This window comes from Methylobacterium sp. WL64 (genome assembly GCF_008039945.1).
Taxonomy (GTDB): Bacteria; Pseudomonadota; Alphaproteobacteria; order Rhizobiales; family Beijerinckiaceae; genus Methylobacterium.
Map to the genome: position 1 here is coordinate 87,560 of NZ_VRVA01000008.1, position 19,579 is coordinate 107,138.

Sequence of the window (19,579 nt, forward strand, 5' to 3'; positions counted from 1 at the left end):
GGCAAAGCGTGAGCCGCGCGCGCCGAGCCTCGTGCGCCGCAGATCCGAGCCAACACGATGCACGACATCCGCGCCATCCGGGACAACCCGGACGCCTTCGACCGCGACCTCGCCCGCCGGGGCCTCGCGCCGCTCTCGTCCGCGCTGATCGGCCTCGACGAGGCCCGCAAGTCCGCGGTCTCGGCGGCCCAGGCCAACCAGGAGCGGCGCAACGCGCTCGCCAAGGAGATCGGCGGCGCCAAGAAGGCCAAGGACGAGGCGCGCGCGGCCGACCTGATGGCCGAGGTCGCCGCGCTCAAAAGCGCCGAGGCCGACTTGAAGGCGGCGCAGGACCGGGCCGACGCGGCGCTGTCCGAAAAACTCGCTGCGATCCCGAACCAGCCCAAGTCCGACGTGCCGGACGGCGCCGACGAGCACAGCAACGTGGTCTACCGCAGCCACGCCTCGACCCGCGAGCGGCTGACCGAAGGCCGCGAGCATTTCGAGCTCGGCGAGGCCAGCGGGCTGATGGATTTCGAATCCGCCGCCAAGCTCTCCGGCTCGCGCTTCGTGGTGCTGAAGGGCCAGCTCGCCCGGCTGGAACGCGCGCTCGGCCAGTTCATGCTCGACCTGCACACGCAGGAGCACGGGTACTTGGAGGTGGCGCCGCCGGTACTGGTGCGGGACGCCGCGATGTTCGGCACCGCACAGCTGCCAAAATTCGAGGATGATCAGTTTTCGGTTTTCAAGGGTCTCGATGCCCCGAAGGCGCAGGAGATCGGCGTGACCCCGGGAGATCAGGACGAGGCCGGCCGGAGCACGTCTGAAAAATTCTGGCTCATCCCCACCGCGGAGGTGCCGCTGACCAACCTCGTCCGCGAATCCATCCTGCGCGAAGAGGAATTGCCCCTGCGCTTCACCGCGCTCACGCCCTGCTTCCGGGCCGAGGCCGGTGCGGCGGGGCGGGATACCCGCGGCATGCTGCGCCAGCACCAGTTCAACAAGGTCGAGATGGTCTCGATCACCACGCCGGAGGAATCTGCCAACGAGCACGAGCGCATGCTCACCTGCGCGGAGGCGGTCCTGAAGAAACTCGATCTGCCCTACCGGGTGATGACGCTCTGCACCGGCGACATGGGCTTCGCGTCCCAGAAGACCTACGACATCGAGGTCTGGGTGCCCGGCCAGCGCACCCACCGCGAGATCTCGTCGTGCTCGGTGTGCGGCCCGTTCCAGGCCCGCCGGATGAACGCCCGCTACCGGGGCAAGGACGGCAAGCCGGCCTATGTCCACACGCTGAACGGCTCGGGGGTGGCGGTCGGCCGCGCCCTCATCGCCGTGATGGAGAACTACCAGAACCCGGACGGGAGCATCACGATCCCGTCGGTGCTCCACCCCTACATGGGCGGGCTCAACCGGATCGAAGGGGCCCGCTGATGCGCATCCTAGTCACCAACGACGACGGCATCCACGCGCCGGGGCTCGCCACCCTGGAGGAGATCGCCCGGGAGCTGTCCGACGACGTCTGGGTGGTCGCGCCCGAGAGCGACCAATCCGGCGTCTCGCACTCGCTGTCGCTGAACGACCCGCTGCGCCTGCGGCAGGTCTCGGAGCAGCGCTTCGCCGTGAAGGGCACGCCGTCCGACTGCGTGATCCTGGGCGTGCGCCACATTCTCGGCGAGCACGGGCCGGATCTCGTCCTGTCGGGGGTCAACCGCGGCCAGAACGTCGCCGAGGACGTGACCTATTCGGGCACGATCGCGGCCGCCATGGAGGGCACGATCCTCGGCATCCGCTCGATCGCCCTGAGCCAGGCCTACGGCGCGGGCGGGCGGACCAATCTCAAGTGGGATTGCGCCCGCGAGCACGGGCCGAAGGTGATCCGCAAGATCCTCGAGACCGGCATCGAGCCCGGCATCCTGATCAACGTGAATTTTCCGGACTGCGAACCGGCCGACGTGCAGGGCATTGCGGTGGCCGCGCAGGGCTTCCGCAACCAGGCGCTGCTGTCGATCGATGCAAGGATGGACGGGCGCGGCAACCCGTATTTCTGGCTGGCCTTCGCCAAGGCCCGGTTCGAGCCGGGCCACGGCTCGGACCTGAAGGCGATCGCCGAGAAGAAGATCTCGGTGACGCCCCTGCGCCTGGACCTCACGGACGAGCCGACGCTCACCCGCTTTGCGCAGGCCTTCTCGGCGTGATCGACCTGGGCAGCCTCGAGGAGGCTGCCGGCAACGCGGCCTTCGTCATGGCGCTCCGCGGCCGGGGGATGCGGGACACCGCGATCCTGCGGGCCATGGAGCTGGTCCCGCGAGAGCCGTTCGCCCCCGAGGCCCACCGCGCCCAGGCTCGGCGCGACCTCGCCCTGCCGCTGCCCTGCGGCGCCTCGATGACGGCGCCCACGCAGGTGGCCCAGATGCTGGCGCTGCTGCGGATCGAACCCGGTCTCCGTGTCCTGGAGATCGGCACCGGCTCAGGGTACGTCACGGCGCTGCTCGCCCGGCTCGGGGCCGGGGCCGTCCTCAGCCTGGAGCGCTACGCGACGCTCGCCCATGAGGCCGCCGCGCGGCTCGCCGCCCAGTCCGAGGTGCACGTCGTCCGGGCCGACGGCCTCGCCCCGGAGCTGCCGGACGGCGGCTTCGACCGCATCCTGGTCCATGGCAGCGTCGACGCCATCCCGGCGCACTGGCGCGCGGCCCTCGAACCGGGCGGGCGCCTGGTGACGGGCCTCAGCCGAGAGGGCCGGTGCCGGATCGCGACGCTGGCGACCCCCGATGCGGACCCGGAACTCGGGCCACCGATACGTTTGGCGGGGCTGGTGCCGGGCTTGGCGCGGGTGCTGTGAGGCTGAAGCCTTGCGTCGTCGCGCACGACCCGCCATCCCGCCGACATGTCGGTCGACGCATTCTACAGCGTCAGGCGCGAGGAGCCGCAGTCGGACCTTCGGGACCTCGACCGGGTGGCGCTGAGGGCGCATGCGATAACTGACGACGGCGTGACAATGGAGCCCGGCACCGAGGGAACGATCGTCGGAATCTGGCGGGACGGGGAAGCCTGCGACGTCGAGTTTGCGCATCCGATGGGCGCCCTCGCGACGGTCGAGGCCAGCGACCTCCGCCTCGTGAAGCGCGGGCCGGCTTGACCCTCCCGGACTGGCCTCTGAGCTGATCGCTCGACCCGCGCACGATCAGCAGCTACATCCTGGATGAAATCCATATCGGAGGGGGTCCGAAAGCACGCTTCTTCAAGCGCTCCGGATTCGGGATGCACGATCCCCTGACGTCCTCAGCCGCCCTCCTCGATCACCCGGCGGACACCACCTTCGTGGCGGAGACGATGTCTGGGCGCGGCGACGTGAGAGTGATCTTCGCGGGGCCTCTCCTCACGCCCGATGGACGCAATCCGCAGGTGCGCACGGTGTGGCGCCTCGATGCCGCGCGCAACGCTTACTTCGTCACCGCCGTGCCTCTGACCCAAATCCCTGCCTGAGATGGTCTGGCACCACCCCAAAGCTCGTGCCGGTTCATTACCGATTGAATTCAAAAGCCGACCCGGTGGGCTGTCGCATCGGGCTGCTTCGCTGCGCTCGCAATGGCGATGCCGTCCCGAGCACCACCCCTTTCCCGGGCGCATGCAGCGTTAGCGGAATGCGACCCTAGACCAAGCACATGACGCCGCGAAGCGTCTGCGTTGCTTCTCGATCGTGCCGCTGCGCGACGCTTCCTCTGCCGGATTCGGGACCGCCGTCCACTGCGTCACCGGCGTCCGGAAAAGGGCGTCGCCTCCCCTAAGAAATCCGCCGCGACGCCCGCCACAACCGCCACAGCCGCCGCCAGCGCGGCAGGTCGGTGACGGTGTTGAGCGGGTCGTAGCTCGCCCGCTCCATCGTCGCCAGGTAGGGCTCGACCAGGGCCACCGGCAGGAACGCCGTACCGGCGAGCGGCGCGATCGCCGGACGAGCGGCCTCGAAAGCCTTGAGATGGGTCCGGGCGAGGTCGCGCAGGTCGGCGCAGGCCCGGCGCAGGCCGGGGCCGCCGCGGCCGCTGGTGATGTCTTCGCGGGTCACTCCGTAGCGGCCCAGGATGTCCGCCGGCAGGTAGACCTGTCCCGAGCGGGCATGCCACGGCAGGGCGCGGAGCAACCCGGTGATGCCATAGGCGACGCCGGCATGGCCGGCGGCCCCCGCGCCGCCCGGTTCGGTGCCGTTGCCGATCACAAGGCTCGCCAACCGGAACAGCGCCGAGGCGGTCTCGCCGCAATAGCCCTCCAGGTCGTTCACCCGGGGCATCGGGTCCTCGTAGAGGTCGAACACCCGGGCATCGATCAGGTCGACGAAGGGCTGCCGCAGCAGGCGGTTGACCCGGATCGCCTCCTCGAGCGCCGCCGCAACCGGGTTGGCGCGCACGTCACCCCGGGCCTCGCCCTGGAGGGCGTCGCGCCACCATTGCAGGCGGATCTCGCCGGCCATCGGGTTCGAGGCCGCCTCGCGCACCCGCGCGACGGTCAGGCTGAAGGCATAGAGGGCGAAGAGGTGCGGGCGGGCGGCGGCCGGGGCGAACAGGGTCGCATAATAACGGTCGGGGTCGCCGTCGCGGACCAGCTGCTCGCAATGGGTCTGCGCGAAAGCCAGGCCGGTCTCGGCGGGCTTGTCATCGACCTCCGGCATCAATCGACCACGATCAGGGCGGCCGCGACCTTCCGGTTCTCGGCCACCAGGATGTTGTAAGTTCGGGCCGCCGCCCCGGTCTGCATCACGTCCAGCCCGACGCCGGCATCCTTGAGCCAGCCGCGCAGGGACGGATCGATCGCCGCGATGTCGAGGCCGGTGCCGACCAGCAGCAGCTCGATCTCCGCCGCCTCGGCCTGGACCGGGCGCAGGGCCGTGCGGTCGATCGCCTTCGCCGACGTCACGTCCCACGCCCGAACGCCCGACGGCAGGAGCAGGAGCGAGCCGCGATGCGACATCCCGGCGAAGCGGAAGCCGCCATTGCCGTAGGTGTCGATGATGTGGCGCCCCGGCACGAAGCCGGACTCGAAACTCTTCGGACTCGGCTGCTCGGCCATCTCGGGGACAAACTACTCCGCGGGTTGCGGGACACCGGACCGCTCGGCCGCCGCGCGGGCGCCCGAGAGCATCAGCCCCAGATAGATCAACACCGGAGTCGACACGAAGATCGCCGAGTAGGTGCAGATCACGACGCCGCAGAGCATCACGGTGGCGAAGCCCTTGATCGCCTCGCCGCCGAACAGCACCAGCGCGAGCAGCGACAGGCCGGACGAGATCGAGGTCATCACGGTCCGCGACATGGTCGAGTTGATCGACAGGTTGAGCAGGTCGACCGTAGGGATCGTCTTGTAGCGTCGCATCAGCTCGCGGGTCCGGTCGAACACCACCACGGTCTCGTTGAGCGAGTAGCCGACGATGGTCAGGATCGCGGCGATCGAGGTCATGTTGAACTCGATACGGGTGATGATGAACACGCCGACCGTGAGCACGATGTCGTGGAGCGTGCCGACGATGGCGCCGAGCGCCAGTTCGCGCTCGAATCGGAACCACAGGTAGAGCAGCACCGCGACCACCGACAGCACGACGCCGAGCGTCCCCGACTGGACCAGCTCGCCCGATACGCGCGGGCCGACCGTCTCCGTGCGGCGAAAATCGTAATCGGCGTCGAAGGCGGCGTGCGCCTTGTTCATCACGGCGGTCTGGCCCTGCTCGCCGGGCTGGAGCGGCAGGCGGACCAGCACGGTGCCCTGGTTGCCGAGTTCCTGCACCTCCGGCTCGCCGAAGCCGAAGCCCACCGCGGTGTGCCGGATCGCAGCCACGTCGACAGTGCCGGACTTGGCCTGCAGCTCGACCAGGGTGCCGCCCTTGAAGTCGATGCCGAAGTTCAGCCCGATGGTGAGGAACAGCACCACGGTGACGAGCGACAGCACCGCCGAGAGCGGAAAGGTGAGCCGCCGGAAGCGCATGAAGTCGAAATGCGATTCATCGGGCCAGAGGCGGAGCAGGCGCATGGTTTCGTCTCGGTTCGCGTATCGGGCGCGAGGGGCCTCCGGATGATCGACGCGGGCTCATCCCGCTCGCTCCGCCAGTCCAGGGCACCGTAGGCGAGCCCGGGATCCAGACGCACGGCGGCGACAGGATCGGGCGCCGGCGGCGGCTCTGGATCCCCGGCTCCGCTTCGCGGCCCCGGGATGACGGGTCGGTGTCTGATCGCTCGGCCAACCTCCTCGGAAGATTCGAAGCCTTAGAACGGCAGGGCCTTCGGCCTGAACGTCTTATACCACACCGCGATCATCATCCGGGTCAGCGTCACCGCGGTGATGACCGTGGTCAGGATGCCGAGGATGAACACCACGGCGAACCCCTTCACCGGCCCCGAGCCGAGGAAGAATAGGATCAGCGCGGCGATCGCCATGGTCGAGTTCGAGTCGATGATCGTCGCGAAGGCCCGATCAAAGCCGGCCTGGAGCGCGGAGATCAGCGAGCGGCCGGCATGGCTCTCCTCGCGCATGCGCTCGTAGATCAGCACGTTGGAATCCACCGCCGTGCCGATGGTGAGCACGATGCCGGCGATGCCCGGAAGCGTCATGGTCGCCTCCAGCACCGACATCAGGCCCAGGATCAGCCCGACATGGACCATCAGGGCGATGTTGGCGATGAACCCGAAGGTCCCGTAGGTGGCGAACATGAAGCAGACCACGAGGCCCGCCGCCACCAGGGTCGCGAGCTTGCCGGCCTGGATCGAGTCGCGGCCGAGGCCGGGGCCGACGACGCGGCGCTCGACCACGGTGAACTTTGCCGGCAGGGCGCCGGCCCGGAGCAGGACGGACAGGTCGTTGGCCTGCTGAACCGTGAAGTTGCCGGTGATCTGGCCCGAGCCGCCGGTGATCGCAGAACGGATCACCGGAGCCGACACGACCTCGTTGTCGAGCACGATCGCCATGCGCCGGCCGACATTCTCCGAGGTCGCCTGACCGAAGCGCTGGGCTCCGCGCAGGTTGAATTTGAAGCTGACCATCGGCTCATGCGACTGCTGGTCGAAGGCCGGCTGGGCGTCGGTCAGCTCGCCGCCATCCGCCATGACCCGGCGCTCGACCGGGACCTTAGCGCCCTTCTCGTCCTTGGAGGGCAGCATATCGACGTCGCCCGAGGGGCTGTCGGCCAGCATGCGGAACTCGAGCTTGGCGGTGGAGCCGAGCAGCCTTTCCAGGCGCTCCGGGTTCTGCTCGCCCGGGACCTGGATCAGGATCCGGTCGGCGCCCTGCTGCTGGATCGACGGCTCGGTGGTGCCGGTGGAATCGAGCCGCCGGCGGATGACCTCGATGCCCTGGCTCACGGCCCGGCGTGTCCGGTCGGTGATGCCGGCATCGGTGAGCGCCAGGCGGATCACGCCGCCGGGCTGCTCGGTGATGTCGAGGGTGCGGGCGGCGGTCTGGCCGATCGACGTGGTGATCGGCAGCGACAGGTCCTGCAGCTTCGGCAGGACCTTGGCCCGGGCCGCGTCGTCCGCGACCTTCACTTGGACGCCGCGCTGGAGCAGGCCGATGCCACCGTCGGCCCGGACGTTCTCCTGCTGGAGCGTGCGGCGCACGTCGTCGCGCAGGGCCTTGGCCTGGGAGGCGATCAGCTCGTTCTGGTCCACCTCCAGCAGCAGTTGCGAGCCGCCCTGCAGGTCGAGGCCGAGCACGATGCCCCGGGTCGGGACGATCCAGGTCGGGAACCAGGTCGGGAGGCTCGCCACGAAGCCCTTGCGCTGCTCGGGCGAGAAGAAGCTCGGCACGGCGAGCATCAGACCGATCAGGATCGCCGCGAGGGTCGTGATGATCTTCGCACGGGAGAAGCGCAGCATCGGCCGATGTTTTCTCTGTCAGGCCGGCGGGTTACGCCGGCCGCTTCATGGAAGGTGTCAGACGGCCTTGGCCGGTCCGCCCTTGGCGCGGACCTCGGAGATCATCGTCCGCACGACCCGCACGCGGACGTTCGGGGCGATCTCGACCTCGATCTCCGCCTGGTCGTCGACGGCCTTCACGACCCGCCCGACGAGGCCGCCATTGGTGACGACCGTGTCGTCCCGGCGCACGGCCTTGATCAGCGCCTGGTGGTCCTTGACCCGCTTCTGCTGCGGTCGCAGGATCAGGAAATACATGATCACGAAGATCAGGACGAACGGGATCACCTGAAAGGCGATCTCCGCTCCGCCAGCGGCCGTAGCGGCCCCTTGCGCGAAGGCGGGGGTGATCAACGAGCGTCTCCTGCGATTGGCACGCAGGCCTGCCGCCGGAAGCGGCGTCCGCAGACCTGTCTGAAAGCGCGCGGACTATAGCCAGGGGCTACCCGAAAGCAACGCTCCGCGCTCAGACGGTCACAGCAGGCCGAGTACCGCCTCCGCGAAGGCCTCCGGTGACTCCTGGGGAAAGTTGTGCCCGACCCCCGCGACGATGACGCGTCGGTACGGCCCGGTGAAGTGCCGGGCGTCGGTGTCTTTCTGAGAAGGCGGCCCGACCCCGTCGTCGGCCCCGAGCAGCACCACCGACGGCACGGTGATGTCCGGCTGAGCCGCCAGCCTTGCCTCGATTCCGGCCAGCGCCGGATCGCCGGGTACAAGCGCGAAGCGATGGCGATAGGAGTGGACCACGACGTCGACGAAATCCGAATTCTCTTCGAAGGACCGTGCGGTCTGGGCGAACGTTTCTTCGGAGAAAGACCACGTGGGCGACCACAGCCGCCACAGTAAGGCGCAGAATTGCGCGCGGTTGGCCGCCAGGCCGGCGCGGCCGCGCGCGCCATGAAGGTAGTACTGGTACCACAACCGGTGCTCGGCCTCCGGCGATGCGGGCTGGGCCGAGGCCTGGATATTCTGGATGTTGTAGCCCAGGCCGCAGCTCACGAGCCCCGTCGCCCGCTCCGGCCAGAGCGCCGCCACCACGCAGGCCGCCCGGCCGCCCCAATCGTAGCCGGCCAGCACCGCCCGCCCAATCCCGAGCGCATCCAGGAAGGCCAGGAGATCCGCTCCCAAGGCCGCCTGCTCACCCGAGCGCGGCGTCTGCGGGTCGCGGAACCGGGTCGGCCCGTAGCCCCGCAGGTACGGGATCAGGCAGCGCACGCCCGCAGAGGCCAGGCGTGCCGCCGCCGCATCGTAGGCACGGACGTCGTACGGGAAGCCGTGGAGCAGGACGGCCGGCTTCCCGTCCGCAGGACCGACCTCCAGGTAGGCGACGTCGAGCAGACCGGCCTGCACGCGCTTCATGGATCACCTCTCGCTGCGTCGGATGTTCTAGCCGATCGCCGCGCAATTGCCGCATGCACCGTTGCCGGCCGCCTCTTGCCGCCCGCCGGTCCCGCCCAACCTTGAGCGTGGTGACCAAACCCGGGGATACGACACGATGAGCCTGCGCGACGGTGTGAAGACCCTGATCGGCGACGTTGTCGCGGCGGCCGACCGGGCGGTCGTGAGCGCCGGTAGCGGCAAGCTCGCGCTGGCACTGGCAAAATTCTACCCGGGCGGACTCGTCGCATTCCTGGACCGGCTGCGCGAGGCCGGCCACGGCGAGGCCGTCGACTCGTGGATCGGGTCCGGAGAGAACCATCCCGTCCCGGCCTCCGCGATTGCCGGGTGCCTGCCTGATGCGGTCACCGAGCGACTGGCCTACGATCTCAGCCTGCCGGCCGGCCGCGTGCCGACGGCGCTCGCCGAGTTCCTGCCCGCGGCGGTCGCGGCCCAGAGCGAAGACGGCCGGCTGAAGCCCCAGCCGAACTTCAGCACGCAGATCCGCTGATTTTTTTGATCGGACGCCTTCGGCCGAAGCGGTCGGCGGCCGCCAAGCCTCACGCCAACGGGCGGCCATCGACCACCGGGAAAAAGCTGTTGCGGATCAAATCGCTAGCGCGTCCGGCCGGTTTCGGTAAGCGGAACGATGCGCTAGGGTCCATACGTACGGAAAGCGACGGGGGATCATCGTGAGCTTGCTCGACAGTCTCGGCGGTTCGTTGGGGCAGATGGCGCTCAAGGCGCTCCCCGGCATCATCCAGCAGGTCCTGCCGGGCGGGCTCAACGCGCTGCTGGATCAGCTCCGCCGCTCCGGCTACGAGAGCCAGGTCAATTCCTGGCTGGGCCGCGGCCCGAACGAGCCGATCACCGCCGACGACCTGCAAAAGGTCCTGGACAACGAGCAGGTCCGCCAGATGGCCGCGAAGCTCGGCATCCCGGTCGACCAGCTGTTTCCGACCCTGGCCAAGACCCTGCCGGAAGCGGTGGACCACCACAGCCCGGACGGATCGCTGCAGGTCCCCAAAGCCTGATCGCAAGAGTTTGATCGTTTAAGCCAGCGGTCGCGAACGAGGACGGCGGCCCCTCTCGGGACCGCCGCACGCGCCGCATCGACTGCGGCGTCTCAGTTGCTGGCGAGCTGGGACATCGGATCCACGGGCGATCCGCCCTTCCGGATCTCGAAGTGCAGCTGCGGCGAGGTGACGTTACCGGAGGCGCCGGACTTCGCGATGGTCTGACCGCGCTTGACCTTGTCGCCGGGCTTCACGTCGATCTCGCCGTTATGGGCGTAGGCCGAGACGAACCCGTTGGCGTGGCGCACCAGCACCAGCTTGCCGTAGCCCTTCACGTCCGAGCCGGCATAGGCCACGGTGCCTTCCTCGGCGGCCTTGACCGGCGTGCCCTCCGGCACCGCGATGTTGATGCCTTCGTTGCCCGACGTGCCATAGCCCGAGATCACCCGGCCCTTGGCGGGCCAGCGGAAGCTCTCCGACGCCGTCGCATCCGCGACGGACCCGGTGGCGGCGGGCTCCGGCTTGGCTGGCGCGGCGGCGACCGGCTTCGGCGCCTCCTTGGCGGCGACCTTCTCGGGCTTCTCGGCGGCTGCGGCCTTCTGGGCCGCCTCCTTGGCGGCCTTCGCTTCGGCGAGCTTCTGGGTGGCTTCGGCCTTCGCGGCCGCCTTGGCCTCGGCCTTGGCTTCCAGGGCCTTCGCCTCGGCCTTGGCCTTCGCCTCAGCCTTCGGGTCGGCCTTCTTCTCGTCCGCCTTGGCGATCTGGCCGGGGCGAACGTGATGCTTCTTGTCGGCGTCCTTCAGAGACGCTTCCTTGCGAGCCTTGTCCTCGGCGACCTTGCGGGCTGCCGTATCCCGAGCCAGCGCCTCCTTGCGGTCCGCTTCCTTCTCGGCGGCGGCGCGCTTGGACGCCTCCTCACGTTTGGAAGCCTCCTCGCGCTTGGCGACCTCCTTGGCCTCCTCGCGCTTCGAGGCGACCTTGGCCTCGACCTGCCGCGCGTCCTCGCGCTTCTCCTCGGCAGCCCGAGCCGGCCGGGCGGTCATCGGAGCCGCGGCCGGGTTCAGCCCGGAGGCGTTGTAGACCGGGATCACGATCTGCCGGCCGGGAGTGATCTGGCTGGCGTTGGACAGGCCGTTCGCCGACAGGATCGCCGAAGCGGGCACGCCGAAGCGCGTCGACATCTGGTTCAGGCTGTCGTTCTTCGACACCGTGATCTGCGTGCCGCCCTGGGCGCTCCAGCCGGGGGCACCGGTCGAGGCGACCCGGGCGGCCGGCGCAGCCGCCGGGGTAGGGGCCGGGATCGCCGTAGCGGCCGGACGCGAGGCAGCGCCGGGGGCGCCAAGCGCCTCGGACTGGATCCGGCCGGTGCGGATCACCGGCGCCGGCTTCAGGCTACCCTCCGGCAGGCTGCCGGTGGCGGCAGGCTCCGACGAGAAGGGGTTTGAAAAAGGGTTGCTCAGGCGCGATGCGTCCGAGGAACAGGCGGCGGCACCGCCACCGATGATGCCGATGAGGGCGACGCGCGACAGCGTCCGTAACCCTCGACCCGTACCGCGCACCCGCATCGACGCACCCGTTTGCCTGACGCAACTTGATGCCCCAATGAAGACGGATTCAGGTTAAGCAACCGTTCCCGTCCGGCCTATCGGTGAGCGCATGTCGCTCTGTCTGAGTAGTGGCCGCACTCTGCGCGGGATGAAAGACCGGGGTTTGACCGTGCCTTTTCCGGTCCGGCCGTCACCCCACATCGGAAAGATGTTTACCATTCGCGCCGCCCGCGACAGCCTCGCCGACCTGCCTTCAATCGAGACCCCACGGCTGTCGATCGCCGCGCTGCGGCCACAGGATGCCCAGGATCTCCGCCGGGTCACCGACGATCCGGCGATCACCGCGGCGGTGGATTTCCTGCCGACTCCCTTCACCGTACGCGACGCCGAAGACCTGATCCGCAGCGGTGGGCGCGGCCAGGACCGCTTCCTGGGGGTCTGGATGCACGACGCGGAGGCGGGCCAGCACGCGGCCGCATCCGACCTTGTCGGCGTGGTCGGCACGCATCTGCGCGGCCCCGGTGCGATCGAGATCGGCTACTGGGTCGGTGGCGCAGCGCGGGGGCGCGGCTTGGCCTACGAGGCGGTCTCGGCGATCCTCGAACTCCTCGGCCGGCGGTTCCCGGCCCGTATCATCGTGGCGGAGTGCCGCCCCGGCAACGTCGCCTCCTGGGGCCTCCTGCAGAAGCTCGGCTTTCGCGACACCGGCGAGGAAGGGCACCGTCCCGGGCGACGCATACTCCAGCGCGGCTGAGCCGCGCCTCTTCGCGCCGCAGGACGACTGCAGGCGCCGTCAGGTCAGGTGTTCAGGGCCTCGGCCAGTTCACCCGTCGCAACCTGCGCCGCCTCGGCGGCCCGGCGCTTCTTCTTGCTGCCCCCGACCTTGATGGTGCGCTCATCCTCCGACACGCGCTCGACGAGGGCGAAGCCATGCAGTTCGGCCAGGCAGGCCAGATCCTGCTCCGGCTCCTCGAGCAAGGCATAGAAGGCGGCCCGCACGATATCCTTCTTGGAGGCATCGGGGTGCTTCTCCCGGACGGCGGCGCGCAACGCCTTCGGCGTCATGCCGGGCGCGGCGACACTCCGCAACGTATCCGACAAAGCTTTGATCACCGGCATGTTCTAAGATCCTCAACCCGCATACGCATCACAGGCGAAGTTTATTACGAGAGTTTACGGCGCCACCGCAAGTTCATTGCGATTCCGGAATCGCTCGAATTGTATGGATTTACCAACCTCTGTGTCGAGAATATATCGGATTGGAGAAGTTTCATATTTTAATTCAACGATCAAACCGAAACTTGAGTAGTCTTGCACAACGGTTTCGAATTGTTCTTCAGGCATGAAAAAACCCCCGGGCCTGTGCCCGGGGGTCTTCAAAAGGGCCGGCCCGGGGGCCGGCATGAAGAATCAGGTCAGAACGTGATGCCGGTCTCGACCATGTAACGGTCCTGCGAGGTACGGTTGCCGGTGCGGCCGAAGCCGGTGCCCAGCGAGCCCTCTGCAAGATTCCCACGGGTGATGCCGCCGAGCTCGACGTGAGCGTATTCGACCCGGAAGAAGTAACGGTCGAACGTGAAGGTCGGCGTGACGGTGACTGAGAAGGCGTTGCTGCCAGGACCGAAGCCGAGCAGGTTCGTCTGCGTCGAACCCCGCACACCGGTCTGCTCGGTGTACTCGACCCGGCCGGCTAGGGAGAAGTTATCGGTGAAGGAATAGGCCGCCAGCAGGGCACCGCCGTAGGTGGAAGCGGTGTTGCCGATCCCGACACGCAGGTCACGCTCGACATTCGTGAACTGGAAGTAGGGCGAGATGATCCACGGGCCGTTCGCGTAGGTGTAGTTGATGTTGAAGATGCCGCTGTTCTGCTGCGCGTTCGGCGTAGCGAACTGGTAGCGCGGGCTGCGGTCGAGCGAATTGGTGCGCCCGACATTCAAGCCGCCATTGACGCCAATCGTGTTGTAATCGTCCAGCTTGTAGGCAACGTTGCCGGTGAACCACGTAATTTCGTTGGAGAAGAAGCCGTCCGTGCCGGCGAGCGAGACCGAGAGCGGACCGCTGCTGTAATTGACCTGCACGCCTTGGTTGATGAAGTTCTCCTGCACGAACAGGAGGCCGCGGTTGATGTTCAGGTTCTGATAGGTGAACAGCAGCTCGGTGCCGATCAGGGTGAACATCCGTCCGCCCTGGACCGACCATTCATCGTTGATCTGGATCTTGCCGAAGGCGACCGGAACCGGGCCGAACAGCAAGTCGGTCTGGGTGAACGTCCCGAGGGTGGGGAAGCCCAGCTGCGGGATCGAGTAGCCACCCGCCTGGATATAGAACTGGAATGCGCCTTCGGGCTTCTGAATGATGCCCTGTATGTTCGAGAAGTCGAACCGCGCGGAGCGATCCCGATCATTCGGGGCGGCCGGCGTCGAGAACGACGCGAACGGGTTACTCTGCGTGTAGCCGTAGCCGGTGACGGCGCCGCCGACATACAGGTCGCCCAGCGGACCGGCAGAGAAGCAGGTCGGGTTCGGGTTGGCCTTGATCGTACCGCTGTAAACCGGGCCGATCAGGGTGGCCTTGCAGGGCTCGGCCGGAGGCGCGACGGGGACCGGCGCCGGAGCCGAGAGATCGGCCGCGAGGATGCTGGTCGAGGAGAGCAGCACGGTGGCCAAGCCGGCCAGGGTGGATCGCTTCAGCATGGTTTCGCGGCTCGTTTGAATTGGTTCCCGGCCAAGCTGACACCGACCCGCCGCTGATACAAAATCAAACAAATGGCACTTGCCTAGTTTTTAGTCATTCCTGGACGCCAGGGATGGGTCGGCAGAGGTCTGTGGTTTTGTCGCCACATTTTTCAGCCCACGTTGCTGCGAGACCTTGTCAGACCGGTGCCCGGATCGCGCGATCCTTCGGCAATAGTGACGAATCAGCCCTCTGCACCGATCCGATCGCAGCGAAACCCGCCGAACGCGTTCCGGGCCAGCCGCTCAGCTAGCGCCGGCAAAAATAGAAGCGCCTCCTCGGCGAGGCGCCAGGGCGGATTCACGATGATCAACCCGCTGCCGCACAGCCGTGTCGGATCGTCCGGCCGGTCGATCAGCAGGTCGAGGCGCAGGGCCGGGCGGGGCAGGGCGGCGTCGAGGTCCCCCACCATGCGGTCGATCGCGGCGGCATCCTTGATCGGATACCAGGCCAGGAACACGCCGGTCGGCCATTTTGCGACCGCCCGGGCGAGGTGGGTCCCGAGCCGCTCGATCTCGCCCGGCACTTCGTAGGGCGGGTCGATGAGCACGAGGCCCCGCCGCTCGGGCGGCGGGATCTGCGCGTTGACCGCAGTCCAGCCATCGAGGCTCAGGACCCTGGTGCGCGGGTCGCGGGCGTAGCGCTCCCCCAGGGTCGCGGCATCCTCCGGGTGGAGTTCCACGAACACGCCCTTGTCGCCGGGCCGCAGGGCTTCGCGGATCACCGCGGGCGAGCCGGGATAGGCCATGGCGCCGTAGCGGGCCTGCACTGCCGCGACGGTCTCCCGGTAGGGCGCCAGCAGCGCCTCGACCTCGGGTGCGAAGGGCGTGTCCATCCGGCCCCAGCCGTCCCGCCACTCGCCGGTGCGGGAGGCCTCGTCGGCGGTCAGGTCGTAGACGCCCAGGCCCGCGAAGGCATCGAGCGCCCGGAACGGCTTGTCCTTGAGGCTCAGGTGGACGAGCACCCGCGCGAGAACGAGGTGCTTGAGCACGTCGGCATGGTTGCCGGCGTGGAAGGCATGCCGATAGTTCATGGCATCGCCCTCAAGCGGATCCTGCGCTCCAGGTCCAGCCTCGGACCGCAAAAACGGTCAAAAAAGTCAGCGGGCGGCGTCGAGGGTGATATCCGGCGCGCGGCAATTGCTCCGGGCGACCTCGGGGCATGGGGTGAAGCCGCGCAGGTCCTTGGAGAAGCAGATCCGCACCTCCTGCAACTGCCCGCGCGTGCAGGTCACCGCCATCATGTCGGGGCGCAGGCCGCGGTTGGCCGTCACGAACTGCAGGGCGATCTCGATCGGCGCCAGGGTCTGCGGGGCGCCGCCGCCCTTGAGGCCATCGGGGATCGTGACGGCGAGGCGCGCGTCGCGGGCGGCCTGGAAGTAGCGGGCCGGGTCGAGGCCGGAGCAGGTGCCGTGGGTTCGCCACTCGTGTCGGGCGAGCCCCTCGCTCGGATAGACCTGGCCGGCCACCTCAAGCGCCTGCCGGGTCGGCGCCCGCTCGACCGCGGAGCAGTTCTGCGGGTAGCCGCGGGCGTATTGCGGCCAGAGCCCGTGCACGACGAAGCCGAGGCCCCGGCCGGGGGTGCATTGCACGTCGTTCCGGCGCTCGCCGACGCCCGCGCAGTGGGTGGGCGACCAGGAGAGTGCCAGCACGTAGAAATCGAACGCGCCGGGCTCGCCCCGCCGGCTGAAGCCGCCGAAATCCTGGGCGGCGGCCGGCCCGGCGATCAGCAGGCCGGCGAGGCAGGCGGCGCGAGCGCGCATCCTCAGGGCCGCGCCATCCGGCAGGCCGTCGCGTAAGCGTAGGCGAGGTCGCGGTCGAGGCCGTGGACGCAGAACTCGACGCCCCAGGTCGCCCCGATGATGCCGAGGCTCTCACGCACCGAATAATCGACCTTGCGGCGCACCCCGTCCGACGTGGTGACGGTGGCCGAGCAGAACCGGCGCGGATAGGTGTCGAGGCCCCAGGGTCGCCAGGCGGTGCGCTCGATCGTATCGAACGACCGGATCGTCATCGACGAATTCCAGTACTTCGCCTCCTTCTCGGCGAAGTTGGTCGAGACCCGCTCCAGCACGCTCGGGTCCTGGCAGCCGGGAATCTGTGCGTCGAACGGGAAGATCCGCTCCTCGGCGGGCTCGATATCCTCCCGGGCCGAGCGGGCCAGCGCCGGCTGCGCGACGGAGAGGAGTGCCAGCCCGAGGGCGAGGCTGTGAAGGATCGGGCGCATGGCGCGTGCCTCGACGGGGGTGCTGTCCTGCATGCGCGAGACGATGGCTCGGCTGCGCCGCCAGTCAAGCTCTTGCGCACGATCCGGGACGCTTTAACCGATCTGTGCGGCGCAGCCGCTACAGGTCGGGGCCTACCGAGGCACGGCGGAGACCGGTCGACTCAGTAGATCGGCCCCGTGCTCGGCGGCGGCGCACCGAGCTGCAGTGGCTCGTCGTAATCCTGCACCGACTCCTCCGGGGCGGCGGCGACTCGGGGGGCAGCTGCGATCCGGGGTGCGGGGCGGACCGGCGGCGCGGAGGTGTAGGCCGAGGCCGCGGGCAGGCGCGCCGGGGCGCGGGCGACCTGCGTCGGACTCGCAGCCTTCGACATCGGCGAGACGCCGTAGGGATCGTCCTCCTCGATATCCACCGGGGCCTGCGGCGCGGCCGGCTGGCGCGGCGGCGGCAGCGGGCGCGACAGGGGCCGCTCGGCCCCGCTCCCGAGCTGGGGCGTGAACTTAATGAACGGCTGGCAGATCCGCTTCAGGCCGCGCGGGTCGTGCCGGGCGAGGTCGACGTGGATGTGGTCGTAGTGGAACACGTTCGAGCCCGGCGCCAGCACCGTGGTGAAGCGCTGGCAGGCGCCCAGAAAGATCTCGCGCAGGAAGCCCTGCTCGGCCTCGGTACCGCGCCAGCCGCCCTTGACGGTGATGACGTGGCCGTCGGCGAGCTTGATCGACATCACGTCGATCGCGTTGCCGAAACCGTGCTCGGAGAGCTTCGCACCGGGCTGGTTGTTGCGCCCCCGGCAGGAATACGAGCCGGCGTTGATCTCGGCCACGGGCACGCCGAAATACAGGTTCGCGGCGGGTTGGATCGTGTCGGCGAGCCAGGCCTCGGCCTCGGCGAGCGCCGGGCAACCCAGCGTCATACGCTGCTTCATCACAACCGTGCCGCCGGCGAGCCGCGTCACCCGGAAGGGCTGCTGCATGCCGCACGGGCCGGGCCCATCCATCGCCGCGATCGGCGTGATGAACTCGGTCGGCTCGACCAACTTCTTCGCCAGGCAGACTTGCTCCGCCTGGTCGCGCCACGGGTCGCGCCGCTCGAACCGGTTGATCGAGCAAGCGGTGAGCCCCGCGCCGAACAGCGCCAGGGCGGAGAACAGGGATACGCCACGCCACATGACGCGGACGATGCGCACGGTCGCGTAAAGCGTTCGTCAACGGCGATTCGGGATTGGCGCGGCCTGTGGTTTTTGCGGATTGCGCCCTGTCGGCGTCTGATCGGGAGCGGTGCCAAATCGTCGGTGGGACGGGCGCCCATGCGCCGAACCCGTATTCACACCGGCGGTGAGGGATCGAGTTGACAGAGCCCGTCGACCGCGGACTGAATACAAGATGCTTTCAATCCTCGACCTCCGCGCCCGCATCGAAGCCGGCACCCTGACGCCTTCGGGCGCGATCGATCTGTGCCGCGCGGCCATCGCCGCGCGGGAGCCGGAGCTGCGGGCGCTGGTCACCCTGGACGACAACCCGGCCATCCCGGAGTCCGGACCGCTCGCCGGCATCGCGGTGGGCGTGAAAGACATCATCGACAGCGCCGGCCTGCCGACGCAGATGGGTTCGTCGCTGTACGCCGGCTGGCAGCCCCGGGGCGATGCCTCGGTGGTGGCGCGTCTGAAGAGCCTTGGCGCCGTGGCGCTCGCCAAGACCACCACCACGGCCTTCGCCAGCAGCGACCCGACCGCGACCGTCAACCCGCACGATCCCGGCCACACCCCGGGCGGATCCTCGGCGGGCTCGGCCGCCGCGGTGGGTGCCGGGATGCTGCCCTTGGCGCTCGGCACGCAGACGGCCGGCTCGGTGATCCGGCCGGCGAGCTATTGCGGCTGCGCGGCGGTGAAGCCGTCGTTCCGGCTGATTCCGACGGTCGGGGTCAAGACGTATTCCTGGGCGCTCGATACGGTCGGGCTGTTCGCAGCCGGCGTCGCGGACGTCGTCCACGCGCTGGCGCTGGTCACCGGGCGACCGGAGATCGACCGGGCCGAGACCGGCTCGGCGCCACGGATCGGCCTCGTGCGGCAGGATTTCGCCGAGGCGCCGGAGCCCGCCGCCGAGGCGGCGCTGGACCGCGCCCGGCGGGCGGCCGAGCGGTCCGGTGCACAGGTCACCGACCTGACGCTGCCGGCAGAGCTGGCGCTCGCCTGGGAGCGCCACCGGATCATCCAGAACTACGAGGGCCGGCTGGCGCTGGCCTGGGAGTACGACGGCCAGCGCGACGCGCTGCCGCCGCGGGTCCGTGAGCATCTCGACGCCGGCGCGGCGATCGGCGCCGCGGAGTACGACGAGGCCCGCCGCCACGGCCACCGGGCCCGCCGGGTGCTCAAGGGCCTGTTCGCCGAGTGCGACGCGATCCTCACCTTCTCGGCGCCGGGCCCGGCCCCCGCGACCCTGGCCTCGACGGGCGACCCGCGCTTCAACCAGCTCTGGACCCTGATGGGCGTGCCCTGCGTGAACGTACCGGTGCCGGGCGACCGCCTGCCGGTGGGCGTGCAGGTGATCGGCCGCTTCGGCGACGATGCCCGGGCCCTGGCGGTGGCGCGGATGATCGAGGACGCGCTGCGTGGGTGACGCGTCGGCAGCGCGGATGGAAGGGCCAGGAATTTGGACCTACGGGCGAACGCGGCCGGACTCGTCCGTGGGTCCGGATGCCGGTCTCGCCTACGCATTGGCTGATATCGACCCGACCTAGCCGCATGGTCGACCATAGGCGCTTCCCAAGAGCGGACATTCGCCGGTCGTCAGGCAACTTCGGCTCAGGGTGGTG

21 protein-coding genes and 1 pseudogene are annotated in these 19,579 nt (G+C 69.0%); 9 read left to right on the forward strand and 13 right to left on the reverse strand.

Features of this window, described 5'->3' with window-relative positions:
- Positions 1–57: 57 nt before the first annotated feature.
- The 5 genes and pseudogenes from serS to FV242_RS06690 form a co-directional block, all read left to right on the forward strand.
- Complete coding sequence (gene serS, locus FV242_RS06670) at positions 58–1,416, forward strand: serine--tRNA ligase (RefSeq protein WP_147938383.1); 1,359 nt, start codon at positions 58–60, stop codon at positions 1,414–1,416.
- Positions 1,416–2,180, forward strand: coding sequence for a 5'/3'-nucleotidase SurE (gene surE / locus FV242_RS06675; RefSeq protein ID WP_147907613.1), 765 nt, complete (start codon positions 1,416–1,418; stop codon positions 2,178–2,180). The genes serS and surE overlap by 1 nt, the downstream gene beginning before the upstream one ends.
- On the forward strand, positions 2,177–2,824 hold the full coding sequence (locus tag FV242_RS06680; protein WP_147938384.1) for a protein-L-isoaspartate O-methyltransferase: 648 nt from the start codon (positions 2,177–2,179) through the stop codon (positions 2,822–2,824). The genes surE and FV242_RS06680 overlap by 4 nt, the downstream gene beginning before the upstream one ends.
- 45 nt (positions 2,825–2,869) lie before the next feature.
- The gene (locus FV242_RS06685) at positions 2,870–3,121 is read left to right on the forward strand and encodes a DUF4926 domain-containing protein (protein ID WP_147938385.1); all 252 of its coding nucleotides are present in this window, start codon (positions 2,870–2,872) and stop codon (positions 3,119–3,121) included.
- A 41-nt stretch (positions 3,122–3,162) separates the two neighbouring features.
- A pseudogene (locus FV242_RS06690) lies at positions 3,163–3,468 on the forward strand (DUF6883 domain-containing protein); the annotation flags it as partial.
- Positions 3,469–3,766: 298 nt separating this feature from the next.
- Here the strand turns inward: FV242_RS06690 and FV242_RS06695 are convergent.
- The 6 genes from FV242_RS06695 to FV242_RS06720 form a co-directional block, all read right to left on the reverse strand.
- Complete coding sequence (locus FV242_RS06695; RefSeq protein ID WP_147938387.1) at positions 3,767–4,645, reverse strand: phytoene/squalene synthase family protein; 879 nt, start codon at positions 4,643–4,645, stop codon at positions 3,767–3,769.
- Positions 4,645–5,043 (reverse strand): Mth938-like domain-containing protein, encoded by a 399-nt coding sequence (locus FV242_RS06700; protein WP_147938388.1) that lies wholly within the window; start codon positions 5,041–5,043, stop codon positions 4,645–4,647. The genes FV242_RS06695 and FV242_RS06700 overlap by 1 nt, the downstream gene beginning before the upstream one ends.
- Before the next feature lie 12 nt (positions 5,044–5,055).
- The gene (gene secF, locus FV242_RS06705) at positions 5,056–5,997 is read right to left on the reverse strand and encodes a protein translocase subunit SecF (RefSeq protein ID WP_147938389.1); all 942 of its coding nucleotides are present in this window, start codon (positions 5,995–5,997) and stop codon (positions 5,056–5,058) included.
- A gap of 233 nt (positions 5,998–6,230) precedes the next feature.
- Positions 6,231–7,835 (reverse strand): protein translocase subunit SecD, encoded by a 1,605-nt coding sequence (gene secD, locus FV242_RS06710; RefSeq protein ID WP_147907606.1) that lies wholly within the window; start codon positions 7,833–7,835, stop codon positions 6,231–6,233.
- A gap of 57 nt (positions 7,836–7,892) precedes the next feature.
- Entirely contained in the window at positions 7,893–8,228 is a 336-nt protein-coding gene (gene yajC, locus FV242_RS06715; protein ID WP_147907605.1) for a preprotein translocase subunit YajC, read from the reverse strand.
- Between the two features lie 120 nt (positions 8,229–8,348).
- Positions 8,349–9,233: an alpha/beta fold hydrolase gene (locus FV242_RS06720; protein ID WP_147938390.1), complete on the reverse strand. Its 885-nt coding sequence runs from the start codon at positions 9,231–9,233 to the stop codon at positions 8,349–8,351.
- A 136-nt stretch (positions 9,234–9,369) separates the two neighbouring features.
- On the opposite strand from FV242_RS06720, the gene FV242_RS06725 reads away from it, so the two are divergent.
- Positions 9,370–9,762 carry a YidB family protein gene (locus tag FV242_RS06725; RefSeq protein ID WP_147938391.1) on the forward strand — a complete coding sequence of 131 codons (393 nt, stop codon included), beginning with the start codon at positions 9,370–9,372 and terminating at the stop codon, positions 9,760–9,762.
- Positions 9,763–9,943: 181 nt separating this feature from the next.
- A complete protein-coding gene (locus FV242_RS06730; RefSeq protein WP_147907602.1) occupies positions 9,944–10,285 on the forward strand; it encodes a YidB family protein in 342 nt (113 codons plus the stop codon).
- Positions 10,286–10,377: 92 nt separating this feature from the next.
- Here the strand turns inward: FV242_RS06730 and FV242_RS06735 are convergent, their stop codons facing one another.
- Positions 10,378–11,829, reverse strand: coding sequence for a peptidoglycan DD-metalloendopeptidase family protein (locus FV242_RS06735; RefSeq protein ID WP_147938392.1), 1,452 nt, complete (start codon positions 11,827–11,829; stop codon positions 10,378–10,380).
- 190 nt (positions 11,830–12,019) lie between these two features.
- Between FV242_RS06735 and FV242_RS06740 the strand changes: the two genes are divergently transcribed.
- Positions 12,020–12,565: a GNAT family N-acetyltransferase gene (locus FV242_RS06740; protein WP_147907600.1), complete on the forward strand. Its 546-nt coding sequence runs from the start codon at positions 12,020–12,022 to the stop codon at positions 12,563–12,565.
- Between the two features lie 44 nt (positions 12,566–12,609).
- On the opposite strand, the gene FV242_RS06745 is transcribed toward FV242_RS06740, so the two are convergent.
- The 6 genes from FV242_RS06745 to FV242_RS06770 form a co-directional block, all read right to left on the reverse strand.
- A complete protein-coding gene (locus FV242_RS06745; protein WP_147907599.1) occupies positions 12,610–12,930 on the reverse strand; it encodes a hypothetical protein in 321 nt (106 codons plus the stop codon).
- A gap of 296 nt (positions 12,931–13,226) precedes the next feature.
- Positions 13,227–14,504 carry a porin gene (locus FV242_RS06750; protein ID WP_147907598.1) on the reverse strand — a complete coding sequence of 426 codons (1,278 nt, stop codon included), beginning with the start codon at positions 14,502–14,504 and terminating at the stop codon, positions 13,227–13,229.
- A gap of 224 nt (positions 14,505–14,728) precedes the next feature.
- Positions 14,729–15,577 carry a 23S rRNA (adenine(2030)-N(6))-methyltransferase RlmJ gene (locus tag FV242_RS06755; RefSeq protein WP_147938393.1) on the reverse strand — a complete coding sequence of 283 codons (849 nt, stop codon included), beginning with the start codon at positions 15,575–15,577 and terminating at the stop codon, positions 14,729–14,731.
- A gap of 66 nt (positions 15,578–15,643) precedes the next feature.
- Positions 15,644–16,306 carry a ribonuclease T2 gene (locus tag FV242_RS06760; RefSeq protein WP_147938394.1) on the reverse strand — a complete coding sequence of 221 codons (663 nt, stop codon included), beginning with the start codon at positions 16,304–16,306 and terminating at the stop codon, positions 15,644–15,646.
- A gap of 2 nt (positions 16,307–16,308) precedes the next feature.
- Positions 16,309–16,770 carry a hypothetical protein gene (locus FV242_RS06765; protein WP_007562510.1) on the reverse strand — a complete coding sequence of 154 codons (462 nt, stop codon included), beginning with the start codon at positions 16,768–16,770 and terminating at the stop codon, positions 16,309–16,311.
- A gap of 161 nt (positions 16,771–16,931) precedes the next feature.
- A complete protein-coding gene (locus FV242_RS06770; protein ID WP_147938408.1) occupies positions 16,932–17,936 on the reverse strand; it encodes an extensin family protein in 1,005 nt (334 codons plus the stop codon).
- Between the two features lie 214 nt (positions 17,937–18,150).
- Here FV242_RS06770 and FV242_RS06775 point away from each other — a divergent pair, with 214 nt between their 5' ends.
- Positions 18,151–19,383, forward strand: a complete 1,233-nt coding sequence (locus FV242_RS06775) for an amidase (protein WP_147938395.1) — start codon at positions 18,151–18,153, stop codon at positions 19,381–19,383.
- The last annotated feature ends 196 nt before the right edge of the window (positions 19,384–19,579 follow it).